The organism is Ruegeria sp. CDSB136 (genome assembly GCF_059610965.1).
In genome coordinates, this window is the sequence record NZ_JBXWOP010000019.1 from 34030 (window position 1) to 57115 (window position 23086).

Here is a 23086-nt window from a genome sequence, read left to right on the forward strand (position 1 = left end):
GCGCGAATCCCGGCATTGACAAGCGGGAAATACCGAAAATGCGCGGATCACAGCGGCGTAACCTGCGCAACATCTTCAGGCGGCAGAGCTGCGACCATCTCGGTCACCGTCCGGTCCAGTACGGGATGCTGCCAGTCGGGTACCACGTCCGCCATCGGAACCAGCACGAAAGCCCGGTCCTGAAGGCGTGGGTGCGGCAGAATCAATTGGTCGGGGGCCTGACGGGCCTGGTCCTGCGTCGGCAGGGTGCGCCAGCGGTCATGTTCCGCCCGGTCCGGATGCACCTGGTCGCCGTAACAGACCAGATCCAGATCCAGCGTCCGCATCCCCCAGCGCTGCGCGCGTTCGCGCCCGAACTCATGCTCGACCCCGTGTAGGATCTGAAGCAGGTCTTCCGGTGCCAGATCCGTTTCGATCAAAGCCGCGGCATTGACGTAATCCGGACCCGCACCGGCGGGAAAACAGGGGGTCGCAAAAAAGCGGCTGACAGAGCGAATCACCACACCCCGGTGCGCCAGCGCATCCAGAGATTGACGTAGGGTCATTTCCGGCGCGGCTCCTCTCAGACTGAGATTGGCGCCCAGCGCTACAACCGCGATTAACGAAGAATTAACCATTACACCCCCTATATTCGGCGAATTGCATACTTGCGATACACATTAAAAGCACTAAATTATGGGGTATCGGGGTGCCCATAATTTTTCTCACTCGCTCACTCACGTAACAAGCGGCGCTCTGGATTATACCGGAAGGACCTATTTATGTTTTACAAGGACGAACGGCTGGCGCTGTTCATCGACGGCTCGAATCTTTATGCGGCCGCGAAAGCACTCGGCTTTGATATCGATTACAAGTTGCTGCGTCAGGAATTCATGCGCAGAGGCAAACTGCTTAGAGCTTTTTATTACACGGCGCTACTGGAAAACGACGAATACTCGCCCATCCGCCCGCTGGTCGACTGGCTGCACTATAACGGCTTCACCATGGTGACAAAGCCGGCCAAGGAATACACCGACAGCATGGGGCGTCGGAAAGTCAAAGGGAACATGGATATCGAGCTTACTGTCGATGCCATGGAACTGGCACCGCGCGTGGATCATATCGTGCTGTTCTCGGGCGATGGGGATTTCCGCCCGCTGATTGCCAGCCTGCAACGCCAAGGCGTGCGCGTTTCGGTCGTCTCGACCATCCGTAGCCAGCCGCCGATGATCTCGGACGAGCTGCGCCGCCAGGCCGACAACTTTATCGAACTCGAGGACCTGCGCGACGTGATCGGCCGCCCTCCGCGCGAGATGCCCGCTGAGACGCGCAGTGTCGCGGTCGCTGGCGGGCACTGACCCGGCCAACGTTTTCTTGATGGGGAAAAAATATGCGCGGTCAGGATCTGGATCCTGGCCGCGCTTTCTTTAACTAGGAACAGGTGCTGAAACACCATCTTGGTAACACCGATTCATGTCAGATCGATGACGCGGTTCTGTCTGGACCAAGGCCAGGAAAAGAAATACCTGTGCCGTAAGGAGACCGCCCAATGACCAAGCCGCCCCTGACACTCTACCTTGCTGCCCCGCGGGGCTTCTGCGCCGGTGTGGACCGTGCCATCAAGATCGTGGAAATGGCGCTGCAGAAATGGGGCGCGCCTGTCTATGTGCGCCACGAGATCGTGCACAACAAATTCGTGGTCGACGGGCTGCGCGACAAGGGCGCGGTCTTTGTCGAGGAGCTGGACGAATGCCCCGACGACCGACCGGTGATCTTCTCCGCCCATGGTGTGCCAAAATCGGTTCCCGCAACAGCCGCCCAACGCGAGATGATCTATGTCGACGCCACCTGCCCGCTGGTGTCCAAGGTCCATGTCGAGGCACAGCGCCACGCGGATGCCGGGCTGCAGATGATCATGATCGGCCACAAAGGCCATCCCGAGACTGTCGGCACCATGGGGCAACTGCCCGATGGCGAGGTGCTGCTGGTGGAAACCGTCGACGATGTGGCGCAGGTACAGGTGCGCGACCCGGGCAAGCTGGCCTTTGTCACGCAGACCACCCTGTCGGTGGATGACACGCGGGATATCGTAGCGGCCCTTGAGGCGCGGTTCCCCGCCATTGTCGGTCCGCACAAGGAAGACATCTGTTACGCCACCACCAACCGGCAGGAAGCGGTCAAGTCGGTAGCACCGAAATCCGATGCCCTGCTGGTGGTGGGCGCACCGAACTCGTCCAACTCGCGCCGTCTGGTCGAGGTCGCGTCCCGCGCGGGGTGCAATTACGCACAGCTGGTGCAGCGCGCGACCGAGATCGACTGGCGTGCGCTTGAGGGGATTTCCAGCATCGCTATCACCGCCGGAGCCTCGGCCCCCGAAGTGCTGGTCAACGAGGTGATCGACGCCTTCCGCGATCATTACGACGTGACCGTCGAACTGGTCGAGACCGCCGTGGAAAACGTGGAGTTCAAAGTGCCGCGCGTACTGAGGGAACCTGCGTGATGCCGGACCGGAAAACGATCGACGCCTATACCAGCCGGGTATCGGATTATCTGCAGATGCCGCTGCCTGCCGAACAGCTTGAGGCACGACAGGCTTTTGCCGACGCGGTCGGCGCAGGCGGATACGTGCTGGATCTGGGCTCGGGCCCCGGATCGGACAGTGCGTTTCTGATGCGGCAGGGCCTGAAGGTCAGGGCGCTGGATGCCACGCCAGCCTTTGTGGACCATGCCCGCGAAAACGGGGTGGATGCGCATCTGGGTACGTTCGAGGACGTCACCGAAGAGGCCGAATACGACGGCATCTATGCCAGCTTTTCCCTGCTGCACGCCCCACGCGCCGATTTCCCCCGACACCTGAGCGCGATCCACGGGGCGCTGAAACCCGGCGGCCAGCTGTTTCTGGGTATGAAGCTGGGTACGGGCGAACATCGCGACGATCTGGATCGGTACTACACCTATTATTCGCAACCCGAGATCGAAACGGCGCTGGCCGATGCCGGTTTCACGCTGGATCGTTGCGTGACCGGGATGGGAAAAGGGCTGGCCGGGTCCTGTGACGGGTTCGTTCTGGTTTTCGCCCATGCCTGATCTGTTTGCCTACACCGATGGTGCCTGTTCGGGAAATCCCGGTCCCGGCGGATGGGGTGTTCTTTTGCGCGCGGTGGATGGCGAACGCATTTTGAAAGAGCGTGAACTGAACGGCGGAGAAGCCGAAACCACCAACAACCGGATGGAATTGCTGGCCGCGATCAGTGCGCTGGAAACACTGGAGCGGGCGTCGGAAATCACCATCGTGACCGACAGCGCCTATGTAAAAAACGGCGTCACCGGCTGGATATTCGGCTGGAAGAAAAACGGCTGGAAGACCTCGAACAAGAAACCGGTCAAGAATGTCGATCTGTGGCAGCGGCTGGACGAAGCGCAGTCGCGCCACCACGTGACCTGGGAATGGGTCAAAGGTCATGCCGGACACCCCGAGAACGAGCGTGCCGATGAACTGGCCCGCGCCGGAATGGACCCGTTCAAGCCCAAAAAGGCGCAGGCCTGAGCCGCAGTGTCGCCCTGACCGGTGGACGGGCCATCTGCGCGCTGATACCTCATGGCCGTCACAGTGCGAGTATCCGGATGAAAACCAGCCCAGCCATTATTTGCACCTGCCTGAGCCTGCTGGCGTCATGCGGCACGTTCTACCAGCCTGTGCAGTTTGTCGCCCGGGATGATCAGATCATCGCAACCGGCACAATCGATGACACCACGCTTGCCGCCTTTGAAAAGGTTGTCGCGCGCAACCCAGACATCCGGACGCTGGTGTTGTTGAATATCGAAGGGTCGGCGGACGATGACGCCAATGTGGTGTTCAGCCGCGCAGTGCATGATGCAGGCTTCGACATCATCGTTCCGTCAAACGGGCTGATTGCGTCTGGTGGAACGGATCTGTTCCTGGCCGGCAAGCGGCGCATTTTGCAGCCGGGCGCCTGCGTCGGCGTTCACAGCTGGAGCGGGGCAGGCATCGTTGCGACCGAAATTCCAACCACCGACCCCGAACACGACCGCTATCTGGACTATTTCCGCGATATCGGCGCGCCCGAGGAGTTCTATTAGTTCACGCTGGCCGCAGCCCCGGCCGAGGGCATGCATTGGATGACCGCGGCCGAGACCGAACTGTTTGGCATGACGACCGGCACCGCCCCGCGGCTTGGATCAGCCGAGGTTTGTGACAACCGCTAGCGGCGCAGCAGGCGCGCGCCGATTTCCTTGACAAACTTGGCCGCGACCATGGCCGTCATGCCATAAGGGTCGCGATGCGGGTTCAGTTCCACGATATCCGCACCGACCAGCTGGCCCTGAAACCGGTTAATCAGATCAATGACCTCGCGCGTGCTGAGTCCACCGGGTTCGTGATGCGAGACACCGGGCGCAAAGGCCGGGTCCAGCGCATCCAGATCCAGCGACAGGTAGACCGGACCTTCGAAAGAAATCTGCAGGTCGGATCGCCAGTTGCGCATGTCGATGACCTCGACCCCGAACTTTTCGGCCTGCTCTCGCTGATGGGTGTTCATCGTCCGGATGCCAACTTGCACCAGACGGTTGATCCGGCAGCTTTCCATCACGCGGGCAAAGGGGCATCCATGGCCAAGCGGGCCGATATCCTGTTCGTCATACAGATCGGGGTGTGAATCGATATGCAGGATGTTCAGCCCTTCGTACCGTTCGGAATGCGCCTTGATCAATGGAAAGGCGACCGAATGATCGCCGCCCAGCGACAACAACCGCGCGCCTGTGGCGATGCGCTCGGCTGCCCCTGTTTCGATCCGGTCAATGGGTTCCTGGCCGCGCATCTCGAACACGTCCAGATCGCCTGTGTCCCTGAACCGGTCGGTCGCGCCCAGATCGGTGCCGTCTTCGGCGGTCAGATTGGCGGCACCGGAATGCAACGCCTCGCGGATGCGGCCCGGGGCAAAGGCCGGACCTTGCAGGAATGAGGAATGCAGGTCCAGCGGGACACCCATCAGGGCGACGTCACCCGGTTTCAGATCATGCGGCATTGGACTTCCTTGCGTTGCGGATCGGCCGTGATCTGGCCCTTAACGCACCGAAAGGTCAAGACATCAGCGCCGCAGGTAATTCTGCCACAGCCAGATCACCAGAAGCGCACCCAAAACAGCGCCCACGAAGCCGGAAAGCCAGCCCATCACAGTCACCAGCATCCGCAACACAAAGCCGCCAATCAGAGCGCCAACGATGCCAATCAGCATGGTGGTGGGAATATCGGCTTCGATCCGCATCAATCGCGTGGCGAGAAAACCAGCGGCGGCTCCGATCACGATCAGGGCGACAACCGGCATGTCATTTCCTCCAATGCGTCGGCACGATGATCAGGGCACCGATGGAGGACAGCATTGCGTCCAAACCGGGCGGGCCAAAGCTGATGCCGAACATGATACGGACGAAATAGAACAGAAAAGCCCCGCCAACGCAGATGATGATCGAGGGCAGATATCCGTTATGCGTAAAGCCCGTCTTTTCAGAAAGATACCCTACGATTCCGGCGATCACGACGGTGCCCATCAGGATCATGAACATTCAGCTTACTCCGCAGACATCCGGGTGCCAATTGGGATCGGCCAGCCCCGCAGAAAGGTTTCCCTATCCTGCGCGCCTTTGCCCGCCCTTTGCAAGCGCAGCAGTTCGACCGCCCCGTCACCGCAGGCCACGCGCAGGGTTGCATCCAGAACTTCGCCCGGTGCGCCCTGCCCTTCGGCCAGACGCGACGCCAGCAGCTTGATGCGCTCGCCGCTGATATCCGTCCATGCGCCGGGAAACGGTGACAGGCCGCGGATCTGGCGATCAACCTCGGCGGCGGGCCGTGCCCAGTCGATGCGCGCCTCAGCCTTGTCGATCTTGGTGGCATAGGTTACGCCATCATCGGGCTGCGGCTCGGGTGTCAGATCAGGCAGTTTGGCAAGCGCTTCGACGATCAGCCCGGCGCCCATGTCAGACAGCCGGTCGTGCAATTGGACGGTCGTCTCCTCGGGCCCGATATCAGTTTCCTGACGCAGCAGGACCGGGCCGGTATCCAGTCCGGCCTCCATCTGCATGATGCAGATACCGGTCTGCGCGTCCCCCGACATGATCGCCCGGTGGATCGGGGCGGCGCCGCGCCATCGCGGCAGCAGGCTGGCATGGATGTTCAGACACCCCCGCGCGGGCGCATCCAGAACGGGTTGCGGCAGGATCAGCCCATAAGCGACAACAACGGCCACATCTGCCTTCAGTGCCGCGAATTTGGCCTGTTCTTCGGTTGATTTCAGCGAAACGGGATGGCGGACAGTCAGGCCCAGCGCCTCGGCGCGGGCGTGTACGGGGGTCGGACGGTCTTTTTTCCCACGTCCGGCCGGGCGCGGCGGCTGGCAATAGACGGCGGCGATCTCGTGCCCGGCCTCGACCAGCGCATCCAGCACCGGGACCGAGAAATCAGGGGTTCCCATGAAGATTATGCGCATCGTCGGCTCCGGAGGTGCTGGGGTGCCGGGCTGAAGCCCGGCCTACGTGAGTTTCTTGGCCTTGCGCAGCAGCATGTCGCGTTTGACCTTGCTGAGGCGGTCGAAATACATCCGTCCGTTCAGGTGGTCGATCTGATGCTGAACGCTTGTCGCCTCGATCCCGACAAAGTCGCGGCGGTCGACGACGCCCTGTTCATTGATATATTTCACCGTCACCGCGCGCGGACGCTTCACCTTGGCCGACACACCGGGCAGGTTCGGGCTGGCCTCATCATGCTCGCGCAGCTCAATGGAACTGTGCAGGATTTCCGGGTTCGCCAGCCGGATCGCCCGGCCCGGCTCGGTCGAACCGTCGACTACGGCCAGCCGCAGCATGACGCCGATCTGAGGCGCAGCGAGGCCAACGCCCGGCATCGCCTCCATCGTGTCGATCATGTCGTTCCAGATGGCGCGAATTTCGTCGGTGATCTCGGTGACGTCATCGGCCTTGGTGCGCAGGCGCTTGTCCGGCCAGGGCAGGCAGGTGCGGACGGTCATGTCCGGGCCCGTTCACGTTTGAGCTTCTGCATCTTGCGGGTGATCATCTGGCGTTTGAGCGGTTTGAGATAGTCGATGAACAACTTTCCGTTCAGGTGGTCGATCTCATGCTGAACGCAGGTTGCCCACAAACCGTCAAATGTTTCGGTGCGTGCATTGCCGTTCTCGTCCATCCAGGCCACGTCCACCACCTTGGGCCGGGTCACTTCGGCATACTGTTCAGGGATCGACAGGCAGCCTTCCTCATAGACATTGGTTTCTTCCGAGGCGGCGATGACTTCCGGGTTGAACATGATCAGCGGGCGCGGCGCTTCGCCCTCTTCCTTGACGCAATCCAGCACGATCAGCCGCTCGAGTACGCCGATCTGCGGCGCGGCAAGGCCAATGCCGGGCGCATCATACATCGTCTCCAGCATGTCATCGGCCAGCGTGCGCAGCGCGTCCGTCAGGTCGGCCACAGGCGCGCAGACCTTTTTCAGGCGGGGATCGGGATGGATCAGAATATCACGTTTCATGAGGCTGATTTAGGGCAACGCGCGCCCAGCCGCAACGCCCCCCTTGCGCTTGTGTCAATAGTGGCTAGCTTTCGGCGTGACAAATGGAGCAGACATGACTTTCAACGACCCGATCGACCGCCGCGAAACCAACTGTACCAAGTGGGACAAGATGGAACAATTGTACGGAGTTTCACCCCGGGACGGTTTGGCGATGTGGACGGCGGATTCCGATTATGCCACCGCGCCTTGCGTGATCGAAGCGGTGCGCGCGGCGGCCGATCAAGGGACTTTCGGGTATTCCTGGCAGCACCCGCAATACCTTGAGGCCATCGCCTGGTGGATGAAAACCCGGCACAACTGGCAAATCGACACTGACTGGGTGTTGTCCGCGCAAGGCCTGGGTAATGCCATTGCACTGTGTCTGGATGTCTGGAGCGAACCGGGTGATGGCGTGGTCATTTTCCCGCCGGTTTACCACGAGTTTGCCCATAAGGTGAACAAGACCGGGCGGCGCGTCGTGGAATGCCCGTTGGTGCGCGACGGTGATACTTACGCGCTGGATCTGGAAGATGCGCAGTCGCGGCTGGACGGGTCCGAGAAGTTGCTGCTGTGGTGTTCGCCGCAGAACCCGTCGGGCCGGGTCTGGACGCCGGATGAACTGCGGGCTGTAGCTGCCTTTGCCGAACGCAACGGACTGCTTCTGGTTTCAGACGAGGTTCACCACGATCTGGTCTATCCTGGAAACACCTTCGTGCCGATGGATGTCGCCGCCCCCGAGGCGCGGCCCCGGACGGTGACGCTGACGGCGGCGTCCAAGACGTTCAACATCGCGGGTCAACGCACCGGCAACCTGATCATCCCCGACGACAAGCTGCGCGCCACGATGCGGCACCGGCTTTACACGCTGGACTATGATCCATCCGCTCTGGGCGTTGCCATGGTTACCGCCGCCTATTCCCCTGCGGGGGCGGAATGGGTCGATGCGCAGATCGCGCATCTGATCGACAACCGGAAACTGTTCGATGCCGCCATCGCCGAAATTCCCGGACTGTGGTCGATGCCGTTGCAGGCGACCTATCTGGCCTGGGTCGATTTCTCGGGCACCGGGATGGATCACGCCGAATTTGTCCGCCGCCTGCGCGAGGATGCAAAGATCGCGACCTCATCGGGCCCCGGTTTCGGCACGGGCGGCGAGACGTTTGAGCGGTTCAATCTGGCGACCCAGAAATCACGGGTCGAAGACGCCTGCGCCCGGCTGAAACGGGCGTTTGGCGACTTGCAGTAACAGGTGCGCCGGGCCTTTTTGATCGAGGAATCTGCCCGGCGCCTGACCGCTACTCTGAAGGGCGCGGTGGTGATGCAGCCCGATATCGCGCTGGGGTTTGCAGCGGATGGCAATAAGGTACGGGGAGGCGACGGCAATACGCTCGAGGGTACTTTCGCCGTCAATCGCGACAATCCTCAAAGCGCATTTCACCTGTCCTTAGGGCTTAATTATCCGCAACCGAAGGGCATCGCCCTTGCGCGGCAGTAGGGGTTGATCCCCGTGGCGATATTTTCATCCACTGGCAACCCATCGGCATTGTCGGACCGACCTTGCCCGGCGATTGGACAGCAGGCTGCATTGCGACTTCCAATATCGAGATAGCACAGTTTTGGAGCCTTACGGAACACGGTAGGACGGTGGAAATCCGCCCCTAGTCCTCATGCCCCAGAAGTGCGATCGGCGCATCGGGGGATCGGTAGAAATCCAGCGGAGCGCTGTCGGCGGCAACGGTGTTGCGCTTGAATTCATAGCGCATTTCGCCCGCTTCCTCTTCATCGGCGATGATCAGGCATTGGTACAGGTGGGTCGCGCCGTCATAGATGTCGACCAGCCCGCGCAAGCGCGGGGTCGTCGCGGCCTCGACCGAGAAACCGTCTTTCCACAATTTGAGGATCTTGAAGTAATTGTCGCCCATCTCCACCCGCAAACGGCTGGTTTTCTTCAATGTGGCGATTCGCGCGGCGTCCAACTCGGCGCGCATTTCCTTTGAAACATACGTACTCATACAAAAATTCCCCTTCGGTGCCCTTTATTGTGAGGGCATGGATGTAAAAATCCAGTGAACCGGGTCACATGGCGCGGCTTGCCAATGATCTGTTGCACGAAAATCCCAGCGCCGGATGTGCACGGGTGCAGACCGGTTGCGCGCTTGGTGACGTAGGAAGGTTCGGCGCGGCATCATATGTTCTTGTGAACCGCAAACGGAGGAGCCGATATGGGCCTGTTGATCGACGGCACGTGGCATGACACCTGGTATGACACCAAATCAACCGGCGGAGCTTTCAAACGCTCGGCCGCGCAGTTTCGCAACTGGCTGACCGCCGATGGCAGCCCCGGCCCGTCGGGCAGAGGCGGGTTCGCCGCAGAAAGCGGGCGCTATCACCTGTATGTCAGTTTTGCCTGCCCCTGGGCGCACCGCACGCTGATCTTTCGGGAACTGAAGGGGCTTGGCGACCATATCTCCGTGTCGGTGGTCAACCCGGACATGCTGGATCAGGGGTGGACATTCGAACCGGACGCTCAAGGCGCCACGGGCGACACGCTTTATGGTCTGACCCATGCGCATCAAATCTACACCAAAGCCGATCCTGCCTATTCGGGCCGTGTGACGGTGCCGATCCTTTGGGACAAGGCGCAGGAGACGATCGTGTCGAACGAAAGCTCGGAAATCATCCGGATGTTTAACAGCGCCTTCAACGGGATCACCGGCAATACCGATGACTATTGGCCCGAGGCGATGCGGGATGAGATTGAAGCGGTCAACGCCCGCATCTATTCCGACGTCAACAACGGTGTCTACAAATCAGGCTTTGCCACCACACAGGAAGCTTATGACGCGGCCGTGCATCCGTTGTTCGACACGCTGGACTGGCTGGAGGAGAGGCTGGCCCGAAGCCGCTATCTGATGGGCGACCGCGTGACCGAGGCCGACTGGCGTCTGTTCACCACCCTGATCCGGTTCGACCCGGTCTATCATCTGCATTTCAAGTGCAACAAACGGCGGCTGATCGATTACCCGAACCTCTGGGCCTATACGCGCGAACTTTATCAGTGGCCGGGCGTCGCGCAGACGGTGAACATGAACCACATCGTGCGCCACTATCACTATAGCCACGACAGCATAAACCCGCATCGCATCATTCCCGTGAACCCGGAGCTGGATTATTCAGAACCGCACCGGCGCGATCAGCGACCCGCCGCGTAATGCTCGATCATCGCCGCCAGATCCTCCGGCGGCGTTTCGCTTTGCACATAAGCGCAGGCATTGGGACTGTGGGCAAAGATCGAACCGTCCGAGAAGAACGTTGTGTTGGTGACAAAGATCACCCGCGCCTCGGGGCGGCGATAGCTGGCGAAATCCGCAACCGCCAGCGCGCTGCCGGTTTCCAGAACCAGATCAAGCACGATGACATCAAAGGCCGTTCCGTAAAGCGCAAGGATCGCAGCCTCCTGGCCGGCGACGAGCGTAACGATCGCGCCTTGTCTTTCCAGATGCCTTTTCCAGACCCGACCAAGGTCGGGGTTACTCTCAACAATCAGAACATTCATTTGCAACAACCTCGGCACTTGATAAGGTGAACGGTGCCGACCCCCGTAATTCGTGATCACGCGATTTCCTTAACAAAGTGTTAATGGCGGCCCTGAGGGGCTCTGATCACGCGGATTTGCTTGTCAAAAAGGCAAAAATCCGCTTGAAGCGGGCTGAATCGGGCGTTTTGGGGCAAAATTCATATGATCGGCGGTAATAGCAACCTGAACCCGCGCAGCAACCGGGATCACGGCGGCGGGCTGGACGGGGCCATCCGGTGCTATGGCGGCACGCGCAGCGACTGGATCGATCTGTCTACCGGGATCAACCCTCATCCCTACGATGTTTCCGGGCTGGTGCCATCGGACTGGACCGAATTGCCCGATCACGGCGCGTTCGAGCGTCTGACCCAGGCTGCGCGACAGTTCTGGTCGGTTCCCGATGAGGCCGCGATTCTGCCCGCGCCCGGCGCGTCGGCCCTGATCGCCCGCATTCCCGCGCTTGCAGCAACGGGGCGGGTCCGGATCACGATGCCCACCTATAATGAACACGCGGCGGCCTTTGCCGCACAGGGCTGGTCAGTCACCGGGGACGGCGCGGCCGAGGCCCGGGTGATCGTGCACCCCAACAACCCGGATGGCCGGATCTGGGCCGAGCGCGACGCCGATTCTCCGCTGACTGTGATTGACGAGAGCTTTTGCGACGTCACACCCGGCGCCTCACTGATCCGTCTGTCGGACCGTCCCGGCACAATCGTTCTGAAAAGCTTTGGCAAGTTCTGGGGGCTGGCGGGGTTGCGGCTGGGCTTTGCCGTCGGTCCGAAGGACATGATCGCCCGACTGAACGATCTGACCGGGCCATGGGCGGTATCGGGTCCGGCCCTGCGTATCGGAACCCGGGCGCTGCAGGACACCGGCTGGGCCGAGGCCACCCGTGCAAGGTTGAGTGACGAAGCCGCACAGCTGGACAGGCTGGTCACGCACAAGGGCGCAAGGCTGGTCGGGGGAACGACCCTGTTCCGCCTCTACGAGGTGGACAATGCCGCCGCCTGGCAGGACCGCCTGGCCCAGGCCCATATCTGGAGCCGCACCTTTCCTTATTCCGAAACCTACCTGCGTCTTGGCCTGCCGCCCGCCAACGGCTGGGACAGGCTTGAGGCCGCGCTGTGACCGGCGCGTTCGTGCTGATCTGCGCCATGTCCCTGGACGCTGCGCTGGGTGAACCGGACTGGCTGTGGTCGCGGTTGCGTCACCCTGCAGTGGTATTCGGCAATGCAATCGGCTGGCTGGACAAGCGCCTGAACCATGGGGCCATGCGACGGCTCAAGGGTGTCGGGGTTGTCGTCCTGCTGGTTGTTGCGTCGGTCCTGATTGGCTGGGCGCTTTCGTTTCTGGGATGGATGGCCGAGGTCGTGATCTGCGCCATCCTGCTGGCGCAGAAATCGCTGGTGTCGCATGTGAAGGACGTCGCGGACGGGTTGCGAGTATCCCTGCCCGAAGGGCGCGCGAAGGTCGCCATGATCGTGTCGCGTGATACGCGCGACATGAGCGAGGCGCAGGTTGCGCGCTCGGCCATCGAAAGCGCCGCCGAGAACCTGAGCGACGGGGTGATCGCGCCGGCCTTCTGGTTTCTGGTCGCGGGGCTTCCGGGCCTGCTGATCTACAAGGCCGTGAACACCGCCGACAGCATGATCGGCTATCGCAACGACAAATATCGGGAATTCGGCTGGGCTGCGGCCCGGTTCGACGATCTGCTGAACCTGATCCCGGCCCGGCTGACCGGCCTGATGATCGTGGCGTTGTCCGGACAATGGAACCGCTGGCCTGAAATTACAGGGGATGCGCGCCAGCATATCTCGCCCAATGCAGGCTGGCCCGAAGCCGCTATGGCGCGGGCGCTGAACGTGGCACTGGCCGGCCCGCGCAGCTACGACGGGCAGGTGCGCGATCTGGCATGGGTCAATGGCGAAGCCCCGCGCGAGATCGGCGCGACAGAGGTTTTCCGCGCATGTGACATGCTTTGGCGGGTTTGGGGGCTTGCACTGGGCCTCGTGTCGGTGTGGGTTGGGCTTAACTTTATTTTCTGACGGGCACACTCATGCGTTTTCTTTCCGGCCTGATCGCCGCCACCCTGTTTGCCGCCCCTGCCTTTGCCCAATGCGGCGGCGGGTTCAATTCCTTTGTAAAGGGCCTGAAAGACGAAGCCATTGAGCAGGGATTCGACACATCCACCGTGGACGGCTTTTTCAATGGTGTTCAGCAGGATGGCGCAGTGCTGAAAGCCGACCGGGCGCAGGGCGTGTTCCAGAAACCCTTCATCGAGTTTTCCCGTCGCCTGATCTCGCAGAACCGGATCGACCGGGGCAAGGCCATGTCAGGAAAATACGATGCGGTGTTCGACCGGATCGAACGGGAATACGGCGTCTCACGCGGCGTGTTGTTAGCGTTCTGGGCGTTCGAGACCGATTACGGCGCGTTTCAGGGCAATTTCAACACCCGCAACGCGCTAGTGACGCTGGCCCATGACTGCCGCCGCCCCGAACTGTTCCGGCCGCAAATCTTCGCGGCAATCGAGCTGTACCAACAAGGCAATTTCGACCCGGCCCGCACCACCGGGGCATGGGCGGGCGAGATCGGAATGGTGCAGATGCTGCCGCGTGACATTCTGGAAAACGGTGTCGATGGGGACGGCGACGGCAAGGTCTCATTGAAGACATCCGCGCCCGATGCGCTGATGTCGGGGGCAAAGATGCTGTCGCATCTGGGCTGGCAACCGGGTCAGCCGTGGCTGCAGGAAGTCACGGTACCAGCGCAGATGGATTGGTCGCTGTCCGGCCCCGGCAAACCGCGGCCTGTGTCAGAATGGCAGGCGATGGGCGTTCAGGCGCGCGATGGGACGTTGGCGGATTTGCCCGCCTCGCTGATCCTGCCGCAGGGTCACAAGGGCCCGGCCTTTCTGGCCTATCCGAATTTCGACGTTTATTTCGAATGGAACCAGAGCTTTGTCTATGTTCTGACCGCCGCCTATTTCGGAACACGCCTTGAAGGCGCGCAGATCTACAATGCGGGCAATCCGGCGCAGGGCCTGTCCGGTGCGCAAATGAAGCAGTTGCAGGGCAAGCTGCAGGCGCGCGGGCATGACGTGGGCAAGATCGATGGCATTCTGGGCGCTGGGACACGCGCTGCGGTGCAAGCCGAACAGGTCCGGTTGGGGCTGCCTGCGGATGCGTGGCCCACGGCGGAGTTGCTGGGGCGGTTGTGATCAAATCTCTGCTTTGAGCCCAGACCGGAACATATCACAGAAGGATGTTCCGAAGCTTCAAGTGTTCTGGCAACGCCGATTCTGACGAATCCCGGGCGATATGCTATCGTTCTTTCATCAAACACGTTGCAAAGGAGCGCTTCACGATGATCCCTTTGGCACGCATTGCCCTATTGGCGCTGCTGCCGACCTGCCCGGCAACAGCAGAAGAACCAGAATGCTCGACTGCCCTTGCTTTTGCACTCGATGTTTCGGTCAGCGTGGACGATGCCGAACACAAAATGCAGCGTGAAGGCCTGGCTGCCGCACTGTCCGACCCATCAGTACGAAGCGTGATCCTGTCCAGACCTGATGCTGTTGCGCTGATGGCCTACGAATGGAGTGGTTACCACCAGCAAACGATCATCTCTCCTTGGAAATTTATCCACAACGAACAGGATTTGTCCGGGTTCATTGAGCGCTTGTTCGTCCATCAGCGCGGAGCGGCCGAATATCCGACCGCAATAGGCGCTGCGCTTAGTTTCGGAGCGACTAAACTTAGCGAGGTGTCTTGGTGTGACCGGCTTGTTCTCGATGTTTCCGGTGATGGTATCCACAACCACCGCTACCCGCCAGAAAGCGCTTACAGACACTTTCCTTTCGAGCGCGTGACTGTCAACGGGCTAGTGATCGAAGGGGCCGAGACAGAGGTTCAAGCTTACTATGCGAACCATGTAATTTCTGGGCCCGGCGCATTTGTAGAAATCGCGAACGGCTATGCGGACTACGCGCGGGCCATGAAGAGAAAGCTGCTACGGGAACTCCAAGATCAGCTGCTTGCAACGCGATAGCAAATAAAGCGCATGGCAGCTTAGCCCCGCCTAGCAGCCAGTGGATGAAATGATCGACGGTGCACGCCTCGCTCTCACTCCGGCCGCACCGGATAGCGGTTCCCTTTCTGATCAATCAGGATCAGCCGTTCACCACTGCGGACATACAGGTCACAGCGGTTGAAGCCGTTGCGATAGGCGATGCAAACGCTGCCGTCCTCGGCGATGGAATAGGTGCCGAACGCCGATTCGCCGCTGGCATAGGTGTAGGAATAGGCCCCTCCCACCGAGTATTTCGATTTCCCGTCGTCGTAGAATGTCAGCGTGCGGCCCGCCAATGCGTCCAATTCCTGCGCGCTCAGGGGGACGTCTCCGGGTTTGGTGGTCCATTCTGCAGCCGCAAGCGGGCTGGCGGTCAGCAGGGCAATGAACAGAAAACGGGTCATGCCCCACCCTACCCTGCGCGGGTCTGAAATGGGCATGACATTGCAGTGATGGATCAGGCGACCATCTGCTCGGCCTTCTTGAGGTCGACCGAGACCAGTTGGCTGACGCCCTGCTCCTGCATGGTGACACCAAACAGCCGGTCCATCCGCGCCATGGTCACCGCATGGTGGGTGATGATCAGGAAGCGCGTGTCGGTCTGGCGGCACATCTCGTCCAGCAGATCGCAGAAGCGCGTGACGTTGGCGTCATCCAGCGGCGCGTCAACTTCGTCCAGCACGCAGATCGGTGCGGGGTTGGCAAGGAAGACGCCGAAGATCAGCGCCGTCGCCGTCAGCGTCTGTTCACCCCCAGAAAGCAGGCTGAGGGTCGAGAGTTTCTTGCCCGGCGGCTGGCACATGATCTCAAGCCCCGCGTCCAGCGGATCGTCGCTTTCGACCATGACCAGATTGGCCTCACCGCCGCCAAACAGGTGCTTGAACAGCATGGCAAAGTTCGCGTTCACCTGTTCGAATGCGGTCAGCAGCCGTTCGCGTCCTTCGCGGTTGAGGCTGGCGATGCCGCTGCGCAAGGCCTTGATCGCCTCTTCCAGATCGGCCTTTTCGCTGTTCAGGGTGTCGAACTCCTCCTGAACCTCCTTGCTGTCCTCTTCGGCACGCAGGTTCACCGCACCCATGGCGTCGCGCTGACGCTTGTGGCGATTCACTTCGGCCTCCAGCGCATCTGCGGCGGGCATCTGGTCGGGGTTCGTGTCCAACTGGTTCAGCAGCTGGTTCGGGGTCAGTTGCTGATCCTCGGCAATGCGTTCGGCTGCGGCAACGACGCTTTCTTTCGCCGCATCACAGCGCGCTTCGGCGGCAGCGCGGGATTCGCGGGCTTCCGAGGCATGGCGTTCCGCCTCGCGCTCGGCCAGGACCACCTCGCGCTGCTGGGTCTCGGCCTCAGCCAGTTTGTCGGCGGCCTCGGCCCGGCGGGCCTCGGCCGCCTCGATCAGTTCGTTTAACTCCTCGCGGGCCTCGGCAATCTCGCCGGGGGCGGCCATAGCATCGGACAGTTCCTCTTCCGAGCTTTCCTTGCGTTCAGCCAGTTCCGAGATACGCTTTTCCGCCGTCTCCAGACGGTGCTTCCAACCGCTGAGGTCTTTCGTCACTTCTTGCGAGCGTCGGGTCCGCGCCTCGCCCTCTCGGCGCAATTCGTCATGGGTCGAGCGGTGGGTCAGCATGGTGATCCGCGCCGCCTCGACCGTCTGCTTGATGTCCTCGACCTGCGCTCGGGCACTGTCGAGGTCGCCCAGACCACTCAATGCGCCTTCGGCCTCGCGCAACTGGACACGGGCGGACATGGCGTCCTCTTTATGGCGATCCACTGCAAGGGACAGGGTTTCCAGCTTGCCCTGCGCCAGGTTGCGGTCGGCCTCCGCCCGGCTCAGCAGGCGGGCGGTTTCGGCCATGCGCTGATCGGCAGCACGGCGGGCTTCGCGCGCGCGGCGATCGGCTTCGGTCACATCCGCCAGTTTCCGAGACAGCGCCTCGTGCGCGGCGCGGGCACCATCGGCCTGCGCTTCGGTACGGGTCAGTTCCTGCTTAAGCGCTTCCAGCTTGTTGAGCTGTTCAAGCCGCAGGGCCGCCGCGCTTGGCGCATCCTCAGCCCAGGCCCTGAAACCGTCCCAGCGCCACAAATCGCCGGACCGCGACACCAACCGCTGGCCGGGCTTCAGAGAAGCTTGCAGTCGCGCGCCCAGATCGGCATCCACCAACCCGATTTGCGCAATCCGGCGGCTGAGGCGATCCGGCCCCGAGACATGCAGCGCCAGCGGTTCCGCACCGTCGGGCAAGGGCTGATCATTGTCATATCCCGCAACCTGAACCCAGCCGGAAGGACCGTCGCCTTCGACCAGGGGCGCGCGCAGATCGTCGGCCAACGCAGCCCCCAGCGCCTTTTCATAGCCCGGCGCCACACGCAGCAGATCAAGCACCTGCCCGCCTTCGGCCGTATCCCGTTCGACCAGTTTGGCCAGCGCCATGGTTTCCGCGCGAATGGCCCCCAACTCCCCTTCGGCTTCGGACCTTTGCGCGCGGGCTTCCGCCTCGCGTGCCTGCGTGTCGTTGCGCAGCTCGTCAGCGGCGGCCAAAGCTTCCTCGGCGGCTTCGGCGGCTTCGCGGGCTTCTTCCTCACCGTCCTGCGCGACCTCAAAGGCTTCGCTGGCACGGGTCAGGGCAGCTTTGGCCTCATCCACGGCGGCGCGCGCCTTGTCTTCTTCGGCCTCAGAGCGGGACAGGGTCTTGCGGCTGTCCTCGACCAGCCGCTGCGCCGACTGGTGGCGGGCGACGAGGCGGGCCATGTCCTCGGTTTCCTGCGACAGGTGATCCTCGCGGTCCTGCAGCACGGATGCGGCTTCGCGCGCGATTTCGGCAGCCTCGGAGACTTTGTCGTCATGACCTTCGGCCGCTTTGGCCAGCTCACGGGCTTCCCATTCCAGACGCTCGATCATCTCGCCCGCGTCGCGGTTCAGCCCGGCTTCGCGTTCGATATCGTTGCCAAGTTGCTTGATGCGGTTGGTCAGGGTTTCGATGGTTTGGCGTGCGCGGGATTCCTGATCGGAAAGCTGGTCGCGCTGAACCTGCTGGCGCTGCAGGACGGCGGCGGCGATGGCTTCTTCCTCGCGCAGCGGTGGCAGGGTTTCTTCGATCTCGGCGCGTTTGGCGGCAGCCGCGCGGGCTTCGGCCTCGGCGCGCGAGGCTTCGGTGATGCGGTCGCGCAGTTTTTCCTCGGCCTGCTGGCGGGCCATGTCGGCCTCTTTCCAACGACGATACAGCAACATCCCTTCAGCCTGCCGCAGTTGTTCGCCGATCTCGCGATAGCGGGCGGCCTGGCGGGCCTGACGGGCGAGTTGCGCCAGTTGGGTGCCCAATTGTTCCAGCACATCATCGACCCGGGTCAGGTTGGCTTCGGTTCCTTTCAATTTCAGCTCGGCCTCGTGCCGGCGCTGATACAGGCCCGAGATACCCGCCGCCTCTTCAAGAATGCGGCGGCGCGCGCGGGGTTTGGCGTTGATCAGTTCGGCGATGCGGTTTTGGCCGACCAGCGCCGGTGAATGTGCACCGGTCGAGGCATCGGCGAACAGCATCTGCACGTCACGGGCGCGCACGTCCTTGCCGTTGGTCTTGTAGGCGCTGCCCACATCGCGGGTGATGCGGCGGACGATCTCAAGCTGGTCGCTCTCGTTGAACCCGGATGGCGCCAGACGTTCCGAGTTGTCCATGGTCAGGACCACTTCGGCGAAATTGCGGGCGGGGCGCGTGGCAGCACCGGCAAAAATCACATCCTCCATAGCGCCGCCGCGCATGGATTTCGGGCGGTTTTCCCCCATGACCCAGCGCAGTGCCTCGAGCAGATTGGACTTGCCGCATCCATTCGGACCCACCACACCGGTCAACCCGTCCGCGATGATCAGATCGGTCGGATCAACAAAGCTTTTGAAGCCGGTCAGTTTGAGTTTGCTAAAGCGCAATGGCCGCTGGGTCCCGTGATTCCTATGAGTAGGAAGTCTGCGCAACCGAAGGGGGAGGTGTCAACGGAGATACGCAGTATATGGACCAATGATCCGAGTTATCCACAATATCTTGCCAAATCTCGCAACAATCCGCGCGTTTCAATAAGGGGTGCATTCATACACTGCATAGTCGAATCCCCCATAGCTGATACATTCATAGTTCGGACGCGAGATCGCCGTCAGTAATAGCCGCTCGCCCATTTCCCGGTCGCAGCCCAGAACGCCGACCGTCACTGCGGCATCGCCCAGCACGTCCAGGATCGGGCAGCCCGATACCTGCGCCATGGCCAGCGCCGCGCGATCGCGGATCGGTCCCAGACGCGGGGCGTATTGCGTGTTCACCCGCACCGCCTCGGCCAGTTTGTTGCGCACACGCACATCGAACACGCTGCCATTGACGGCAACACGGGTGGCCGGGAGGTTGCGAAAATAGGGCGTGCCAGCCGAACAGGCCGCTAGCAGCAACAGGGCAAGCAAACGGATCATGCCGCAGTCTTGCGGCAATCTGGTTAACGTTTCCTTTCCGGATCAGGCGCGCAGGGCCTCGCCCAACCGGCGTACGCCTTCACGGATGGTCTCTTCGTCCGAGTTCGAGAAGCTGAGGCGGATGGTGTTTGTGCCAGAGCCGTCGGGAAAAAACGCGTTCCCCGGCACAAAGGCAACCTTCACCGTCTCCAATGCCCGCGCCAGCAGGTCGGCGCCGTTGATCTCTTTCGGCAGGGTTAGCCAGATGAACATGCCGCCTTCGGGGCGGGTCCATGCGACACCCTCAGGCATGTGCTCCTTCAGCGCCGCCAGCATCGCATCGCGACGCGCGCCATAGACGCGGCGCAACATTGGGATATGCGTGTCGAAACAGGCTTGTGCCACCTGGTGCACCGCCATCTGGTTGATCGTGGCCGAATGCAGATCGGCGGCCTGTTTCATCAGCACCAGCCGGGAAATCACCGGCTTTGCCGCCACCACCCAGCCCATGCGCAGGCCCGGCGACAGGGTTTTCGAGAAGCTTCCGCAATAGATGGTGCGGCACGCTTCGATCGACCTTTTGCGGGCCAGTTCCAGCGCCAGAACGGGCGGGATCGGATCGCCGTCATAGCGCAGGGCCTGATAGGCGCCGTCCTCGATTATCGCGCAGTCCAGATCCTCGGCCAGATCCAGCAGGGTTTCGCGCCCACGCAGGTCGACCGTTTCGCCGGTGGGGTTGGCAAAATCCGGGGACAGGTAGGCAAACTTGACCGCGCCCTGACCTGCTGCCGCTGCATATTCGTCGGCCCCGCGGTTGCCATTGATGCTGAGCTGGTCAAAACGCGGCTCGTAGGCATTGAACGCCGCCAGCGCGCCCAGATAGGTGGGCCACCCGACGAGGGCCGTATCCCCGGGCGACAGGAACAGCTTACCCAGATAATCCAGCGCCTGCTGCGACCCCGAGGTGATCAGGATGTTGTCGATGCCGCATTCGACCCCGATTGCACGCATATGATCCGCCAGCCACTGGCGCAGCGGCACGTAGCCTTCGCTGACCGAATACTGCAGGGCCTGCGCCCTTTGTGCGGGGGACAACGCTGCCTGAAAGGCTTGTGCAAAGGCGTCCGCCGGGAACAGCGCCGGGTCCGGTATGCCGCCGGCAAAGGAAATGATGTCCGGCTGATCCAGCAGTTTCAGCAATTCGCGGATCTCGGATGCCTTCATCCGGGATGCGCGGGTGGCATAAAGCTTGTCCATGGCAATCGACCTCCTCAGCCCTGTTACGGCGGCACGCTATTCACGTTTGCATTAAAGTCAATATTACTGACCTATTATTTCAATCATCGTGATGGCACATTCTTGCACATGGGCCGAATACGTGGTCATGTTAGTTGACCAATTTCACGTGATGACCGATGCCCTTTCACAAAGTTCAAAGCGAAAAGCTGTCTCTGGCCGTGGTCCGGCAGATCGAATTGCTGATATTGCGCGGAATCCTGCGCCCCGGAGAGCGCCTGCCGGCGGAGAGGGAACTGGCAGACCGGATGGGTGTCTCGCGCCCGTCTTTGCGTGACGCGATATCGGAATTGCAGGATCAGGGGTTGCTGACGGCCAAAGCGGGATCTGGCATTTATGTTGCCGATGTTCTCGGCTCGGCCTTCTCGCCGGGTCTGATCCGTCTGTTCGGCAGCCATGACGAGGCCGTGTTCGACTATCTGTCGTTTCGGCGGGATATGGAGGGTCTGGCGGCCGAGCGCGCGGCCCGGCTGGGATCAGAAAGCGATCTGAAGGTGGTGCAGGCGATCATCGACAAGATGGAAGCCGCCCATGCCCGCAACGCCGCCGAGGAAGAGGCAAATCTGGACGCGCAGTTCCACATGGCGATCATCGAAGCCAGCCACAACGTGGTCATGCTGCACATGATGCGGTCGATGTACGATCTGCTGCGTCAGGGCGTCTTCTACAACCGGCAGGTGATGTTCCAGCAACGCACCAACCGAGAGGCCATTCTGGAACAGCACCGCGCCATCAATACCGCGCTGCAGGACCGCGATCCGCAGGGCGCGCGGCAGGCGGTCGAGCAGCATCTGAGCTTTGTTGAACAATGTCTGGCGGATCAGCAGAAAGCGCTGCGGAACGAGGCAATCGCCCAACAGCGACTGGAGCATGAAACCGGCAAGCCCTGACGGCTAAACTCGGGACTGTACGGAAACAAAAAACCCGAAGGCCAGCGGCTTTCGGGTTTTCCTTGATCACAATGTGATACGGTTAGTGAAGCTTTTCACCAACGTCGGCAATGGATGCGTCGATCAGCTTGTTGGCCTGCGTCGCAGTCATCTGCTTGGCCAGAACGGCGTTCGCGGCGGAAACCGCAATCGTAATGGCCTGATCACGGACTTCCTTAACGGCCGAAGCTTCAGCCGATGCGATCTGATCCTGTGCAGCCGCCAGACGACGGGCAATGGATTTCTCCAGATCGACCTTGGCCTGTTCCGCCGCCAGTGCCGCATCGTCTTTCGCAGCCGCTACAATCGCGTCTGACTGAGTCTGCACCTCGCGCTGCTTGCGCTCGTACGAGGCCAGCAGGCTGCGGGCTTCTTCGTGCAGGGCGCGGGCTTCGTCGAGTTCCGACTTGATGCCTTCGGCCCGCTTATCCAGGGCGCCGCCAATCAGGCCGGGAACCTTGAAGTAGAACAGGACCGCAATGAAGACGATGAAGCCCAGAAGGACGACAAAGTCGGTATTGCCAAGCGAGAAGAACGGGCCGCTCGCGGCCAGAGCCGGGCTGGCGGCACCGAGGGTCAGGATAAGAGCAAGAGTGTTGCGCATGTCACTTATCCTTTCATCTGTGCGTCAACTGCACCGTCGATGGCTTTGGCATCCGCCTCGCCGCCCAGTGCGGTAACCAGTTCAGCTGCCGTATCCTTGGCAACCACTTGAATGCTTTCCAGCGCACCTGCACGGATGTCGGCAATTGCCTTTTCCGATTCAGCCGCCTTTGCAGCGATTTCCGCGTCCGCCTTGGCAATCGCGTCATCCAGATCGGCCTGGATTTCCGCGCGTGCTTCGGCAGCGATACGCTGCGCTTCGGCACGGGCATCGGCCAGTGCCTTGTTATAGGCCTCTTCAGCCTCGACCGCTTTGGCCTTCAGATCTTCGGCCGCAGCCAGGTCATTTGTAATGGTCCCCTGACGTTCAGCCAGGATTGCCGCGATGCGCGGCAAGGCCACGCGGGACAGGACCAGAAAGATGACGACCAGCGTAATGACCAGCCAGAAAATCTGGTTGGGGAACCAATCGAAGCAGAGCTGCGGCATCCCGATGGCTGAGCCATAGGAGTCGACGCACGAGCCAACTACTTCTTCGCTAATGGGTTCAGTCGCCATGATGTCCTCCGTCGGAACGTTGTCTTTACAACAGGTGGGCCGCTATGGCTTGGACCCACCTGCGCGTAAGGATCAGG

At 61.4% G+C, this 23086-nt stretch carries 28 protein-coding genes and 1 pseudogene; 14 read left to right on the plus strand and 15 right to left on the minus strand.

What is annotated here, in order from left to right:
* Positions 1-47: 47 nt before the first annotated feature.
* On the minus strand, positions 48-617 hold the full coding sequence (folK, locus tag AC2FIR_RS18830) for a 2-amino-4-hydroxy-6-hydroxymethyldihydropteridine diphosphokinase (protein ID WP_496747204.1): 570 nt from the start codon (positions 615-617) through the stop codon (positions 48-50).
* Positions 618-761: 144 nt separating this feature from the next.
* Here folK and AC2FIR_RS18835 point away from each other — a divergent pair, with 144 nt between their 5' ends.
* From AC2FIR_RS18835 to AC2FIR_RS18855, 5 genes are all read left to right on the plus strand, one after another.
* The gene (locus tag AC2FIR_RS18835) at positions 762-1337 is read left to right on the plus strand and encodes a LabA-like NYN domain-containing protein (RefSeq protein ID WP_170611939.1); all 576 of its coding nucleotides are present in this window, start codon (positions 762-764) and stop codon (positions 1335-1337) included.
* Between the two features lie 191 nt (positions 1338-1528).
* The gene (gene ispH / locus AC2FIR_RS18840; protein ID WP_170611941.1) at positions 1529-2479 is read left to right on the plus strand and encodes a 4-hydroxy-3-methylbut-2-enyl diphosphate reductase; all 951 of its coding nucleotides are present in this window, start codon (positions 1529-1531) and stop codon (positions 2477-2479) included.
* Positions 2479-3066, plus strand: a complete 588-nt coding sequence (locus tag AC2FIR_RS18845; RefSeq protein WP_496747207.1) for a class I SAM-dependent methyltransferase — start codon at positions 2479-2481, stop codon at positions 3064-3066. Before ispH ends, AC2FIR_RS18845 begins: the two co-directional genes overlap by 1 nt.
* The gene (gene rnhA / locus AC2FIR_RS18850; protein ID WP_480911824.1) at positions 3059-3526 is read left to right on the plus strand and encodes a ribonuclease HI; all 468 of its coding nucleotides are present in this window, start codon (positions 3059-3061) and stop codon (positions 3524-3526) included. Before AC2FIR_RS18845 ends, rnhA begins: the two co-directional genes overlap by 8 nt.
* Positions 3527-3603: 77 nt before the next feature.
* Positions 3604-4080 carry an alpha/beta hydrolase gene (locus AC2FIR_RS18855; protein ID WP_496747208.1) on the plus strand — a complete coding sequence of 159 codons (477 nt, stop codon included), beginning with the start codon at positions 3604-3606 and terminating at the stop codon, positions 4078-4080.
* 122 nt (positions 4081-4202) lie between these two features.
* Here the strand turns inward: AC2FIR_RS18855 and speB are convergent, their stop codons facing one another.
* The 6 genes from speB to def (AC2FIR_RS18885) all read right to left on the minus strand — a co-directional run bounded on the left by speB (position 4203) and on the right by def (AC2FIR_RS18885) (position 7534).
* Positions 4203-5024, minus strand: coding sequence for an agmatinase (gene speB, locus AC2FIR_RS18860; protein WP_170611949.1), 822 nt, complete (start codon positions 5022-5024; stop codon positions 4203-4205).
* Between the two features lie 63 nt (positions 5025-5087).
* Positions 5088-5324 carry a GlsB/YeaQ/YmgE family stress response membrane protein gene (locus AC2FIR_RS18865; protein ID WP_170611951.1) on the minus strand — a complete coding sequence of 79 codons (237 nt, stop codon included), beginning with the start codon at positions 5322-5324 and terminating at the stop codon, positions 5088-5090.
* A 1-nt stretch (position 5325) separates the two neighbouring features.
* Entirely contained in the window at positions 5326-5562 is a 237-nt protein-coding gene (locus AC2FIR_RS18870) for a hypothetical protein (RefSeq protein ID WP_170681551.1), read from the minus strand.
* A gap of 5 nt (positions 5563-5567) precedes the next feature.
* Entirely contained in the window at positions 5568-6482 is a 915-nt protein-coding gene (gene fmt, locus AC2FIR_RS18875; protein WP_496747209.1) for a methionyl-tRNA formyltransferase, read from the minus strand.
* Between the two features lie 42 nt (positions 6483-6524).
* Positions 6525-7019, minus strand: coding sequence for a peptide deformylase (gene def, locus AC2FIR_RS18880; protein WP_496747210.1), 495 nt, complete (start codon positions 7017-7019; stop codon positions 6525-6527).
* Positions 7016-7534 carry a peptide deformylase gene (def, locus tag AC2FIR_RS18885; protein ID WP_170611959.1) on the minus strand — a complete coding sequence of 173 codons (519 nt, stop codon included), beginning with the start codon at positions 7532-7534 and terminating at the stop codon, positions 7016-7018. The genes def (AC2FIR_RS18880) and def (AC2FIR_RS18885) overlap by 4 nt, the downstream gene beginning before the upstream one ends.
* Before the next feature lie 94 nt (positions 7535-7628).
* Between def (AC2FIR_RS18885) and AC2FIR_RS18890 the strand changes: the two genes are divergently transcribed.
* From AC2FIR_RS18890 to AC2FIR_RS18900, 3 genes and pseudogenes are all read left to right on the plus strand, one after another.
* The gene (locus tag AC2FIR_RS18890; protein ID WP_170611962.1) at positions 7629-8801 is read left to right on the plus strand and encodes a MalY/PatB family protein; all 1173 of its coding nucleotides are present in this window, start codon (positions 7629-7631) and stop codon (positions 8799-8801) included.
* 18 nt (positions 8802-8819) lie between these two features.
* Positions 8820-9050, plus strand: coding sequence for a hypothetical protein (locus AC2FIR_RS18895; RefSeq protein ID WP_321250946.1), 231 nt, complete (start codon positions 8820-8822; stop codon positions 9048-9050).
* Between the two features lie 17 nt (positions 9051-9067).
* Positions 9068-9217: pseudogene (locus AC2FIR_RS18900) on the plus strand (L,D-transpeptidase family protein); the annotation flags it as partial.
* Here AC2FIR_RS18900 and AC2FIR_RS18905 read toward each other — a convergent pair.
* On the minus strand, positions 9214-9567 hold the full coding sequence (locus AC2FIR_RS18905) for a hypothetical protein (protein WP_170681560.1): 354 nt from the start codon (positions 9565-9567) through the stop codon (positions 9214-9216). The pseudogene AC2FIR_RS18900 and the gene AC2FIR_RS18905 overlap by 4 nt on opposite strands.
* A gap of 210 nt (positions 9568-9777) precedes the next feature.
* Here AC2FIR_RS18905 and AC2FIR_RS18910 point away from each other — a divergent pair, with 210 nt between their 5' ends.
* Positions 9778-10767: a glutathione S-transferase family protein gene (locus AC2FIR_RS18910; protein ID WP_496747213.1), complete on the plus strand. Its 990-nt coding sequence runs from the start codon at positions 9778-9780 to the stop codon at positions 10765-10767.
* On the opposite strand, the gene AC2FIR_RS18915 is transcribed toward AC2FIR_RS18910, so the two are convergent.
* A complete protein-coding gene (locus AC2FIR_RS18915; RefSeq protein ID WP_170611970.1) occupies positions 10749-11111 on the minus strand; it encodes a response regulator transcription factor in 363 nt (120 codons plus the stop codon). The genes AC2FIR_RS18910 and AC2FIR_RS18915 overlap by 19 nt on opposite strands.
* Positions 11112-11294: 183 nt before the next feature.
* Here AC2FIR_RS18915 and AC2FIR_RS18920 point away from each other — a divergent pair, with 183 nt between their 5' ends.
* From AC2FIR_RS18920 to AC2FIR_RS18935, 4 genes are all read left to right on the plus strand, one after another.
* Positions 11295-12260 (plus strand): threonine-phosphate decarboxylase, encoded by a 966-nt coding sequence (locus AC2FIR_RS18920; protein ID WP_496747216.1) that lies wholly within the window; start codon positions 11295-11297, stop codon positions 12258-12260.
* The gene (gene cbiB / locus AC2FIR_RS18925; protein WP_480911840.1) at positions 12257-13177 is read left to right on the plus strand and encodes an adenosylcobinamide-phosphate synthase CbiB; all 921 of its coding nucleotides are present in this window, start codon (positions 12257-12259) and stop codon (positions 13175-13177) included. Before AC2FIR_RS18920 ends, cbiB begins: the two co-directional genes overlap by 4 nt.
* An 11-nt stretch (positions 13178-13188) precedes the next feature.
* Complete coding sequence (locus AC2FIR_RS18930; protein ID WP_480911842.1) at positions 13189-14352, plus strand: lytic murein transglycosylase; 1164 nt, start codon at positions 13189-13191, stop codon at positions 14350-14352.
* 146 nt (positions 14353-14498) lie between these two features.
* Complete coding sequence (locus AC2FIR_RS18935; protein ID WP_496747217.1) at positions 14499-15182, plus strand: DUF1194 domain-containing protein; 684 nt, start codon at positions 14499-14501, stop codon at positions 15180-15182.
* A 74-nt stretch (positions 15183-15256) separates the two neighbouring features.
* On the opposite strand, the gene AC2FIR_RS18940 is transcribed toward AC2FIR_RS18935, so the two are convergent.
* From AC2FIR_RS18940 to AC2FIR_RS18955, 4 genes are all read right to left on the minus strand, one after another.
* The gene (locus tag AC2FIR_RS18940; protein ID WP_496747219.1) at positions 15257-15607 is read right to left on the minus strand and encodes a hypothetical protein; all 351 of its coding nucleotides are present in this window, start codon (positions 15605-15607) and stop codon (positions 15257-15259) included.
* 53 nt (positions 15608-15660) lie between these two features.
* The gene (locus AC2FIR_RS18945) at positions 15661-19116 is read right to left on the minus strand and encodes a chromosome segregation SMC family protein (protein ID WP_496762883.1); all 3456 of its coding nucleotides are present in this window, start codon (positions 19114-19116) and stop codon (positions 15661-15663) included.
* A 141-nt stretch (positions 19117-19257) separates the two neighbouring features.
* Positions 19258-19644 carry a hypothetical protein gene (locus tag AC2FIR_RS18950; protein WP_496762885.1) on the minus strand — a complete coding sequence of 129 codons (387 nt, stop codon included), beginning with the start codon at positions 19642-19644 and terminating at the stop codon, positions 19258-19260.
* A gap of 42 nt (positions 19645-19686) precedes the next feature.
* A complete protein-coding gene (locus AC2FIR_RS18955; protein ID WP_170805944.1) occupies positions 19687-20880 on the minus strand; it encodes an aminotransferase-like domain-containing protein in 1194 nt (397 codons plus the stop codon).
* A 158-nt stretch (positions 20881-21038) separates the two neighbouring features.
* Here AC2FIR_RS18955 and AC2FIR_RS18960 point away from each other — a divergent pair, with 158 nt between their 5' ends.
* Positions 21039-21809 carry a FadR/GntR family transcriptional regulator gene (locus AC2FIR_RS18960; RefSeq protein WP_170611988.1) on the plus strand — a complete coding sequence of 257 codons (771 nt, stop codon included), beginning with the start codon at positions 21039-21041 and terminating at the stop codon, positions 21807-21809.
* A gap of 82 nt (positions 21810-21891) precedes the next feature.
* Here AC2FIR_RS18960 and AC2FIR_RS18965 read toward each other — a convergent pair whose 3' ends face one another.
* A complete protein-coding gene (locus AC2FIR_RS18965; RefSeq protein ID WP_170805943.1) occupies positions 21892-22452 on the minus strand; it encodes a F0F1 ATP synthase subunit B in 561 nt (186 codons plus the stop codon).
* A gap of 5 nt (positions 22453-22457) precedes the next feature.
* Positions 22458-23009 carry a F0F1 ATP synthase subunit B' gene (locus AC2FIR_RS18970; RefSeq protein ID WP_170611991.1) on the minus strand — a complete coding sequence of 184 codons (552 nt, stop codon included), beginning with the start codon at positions 23007-23009 and terminating at the stop codon, positions 22458-22460.
* Positions 23010-23086 lie beyond the last annotated feature (77 nt).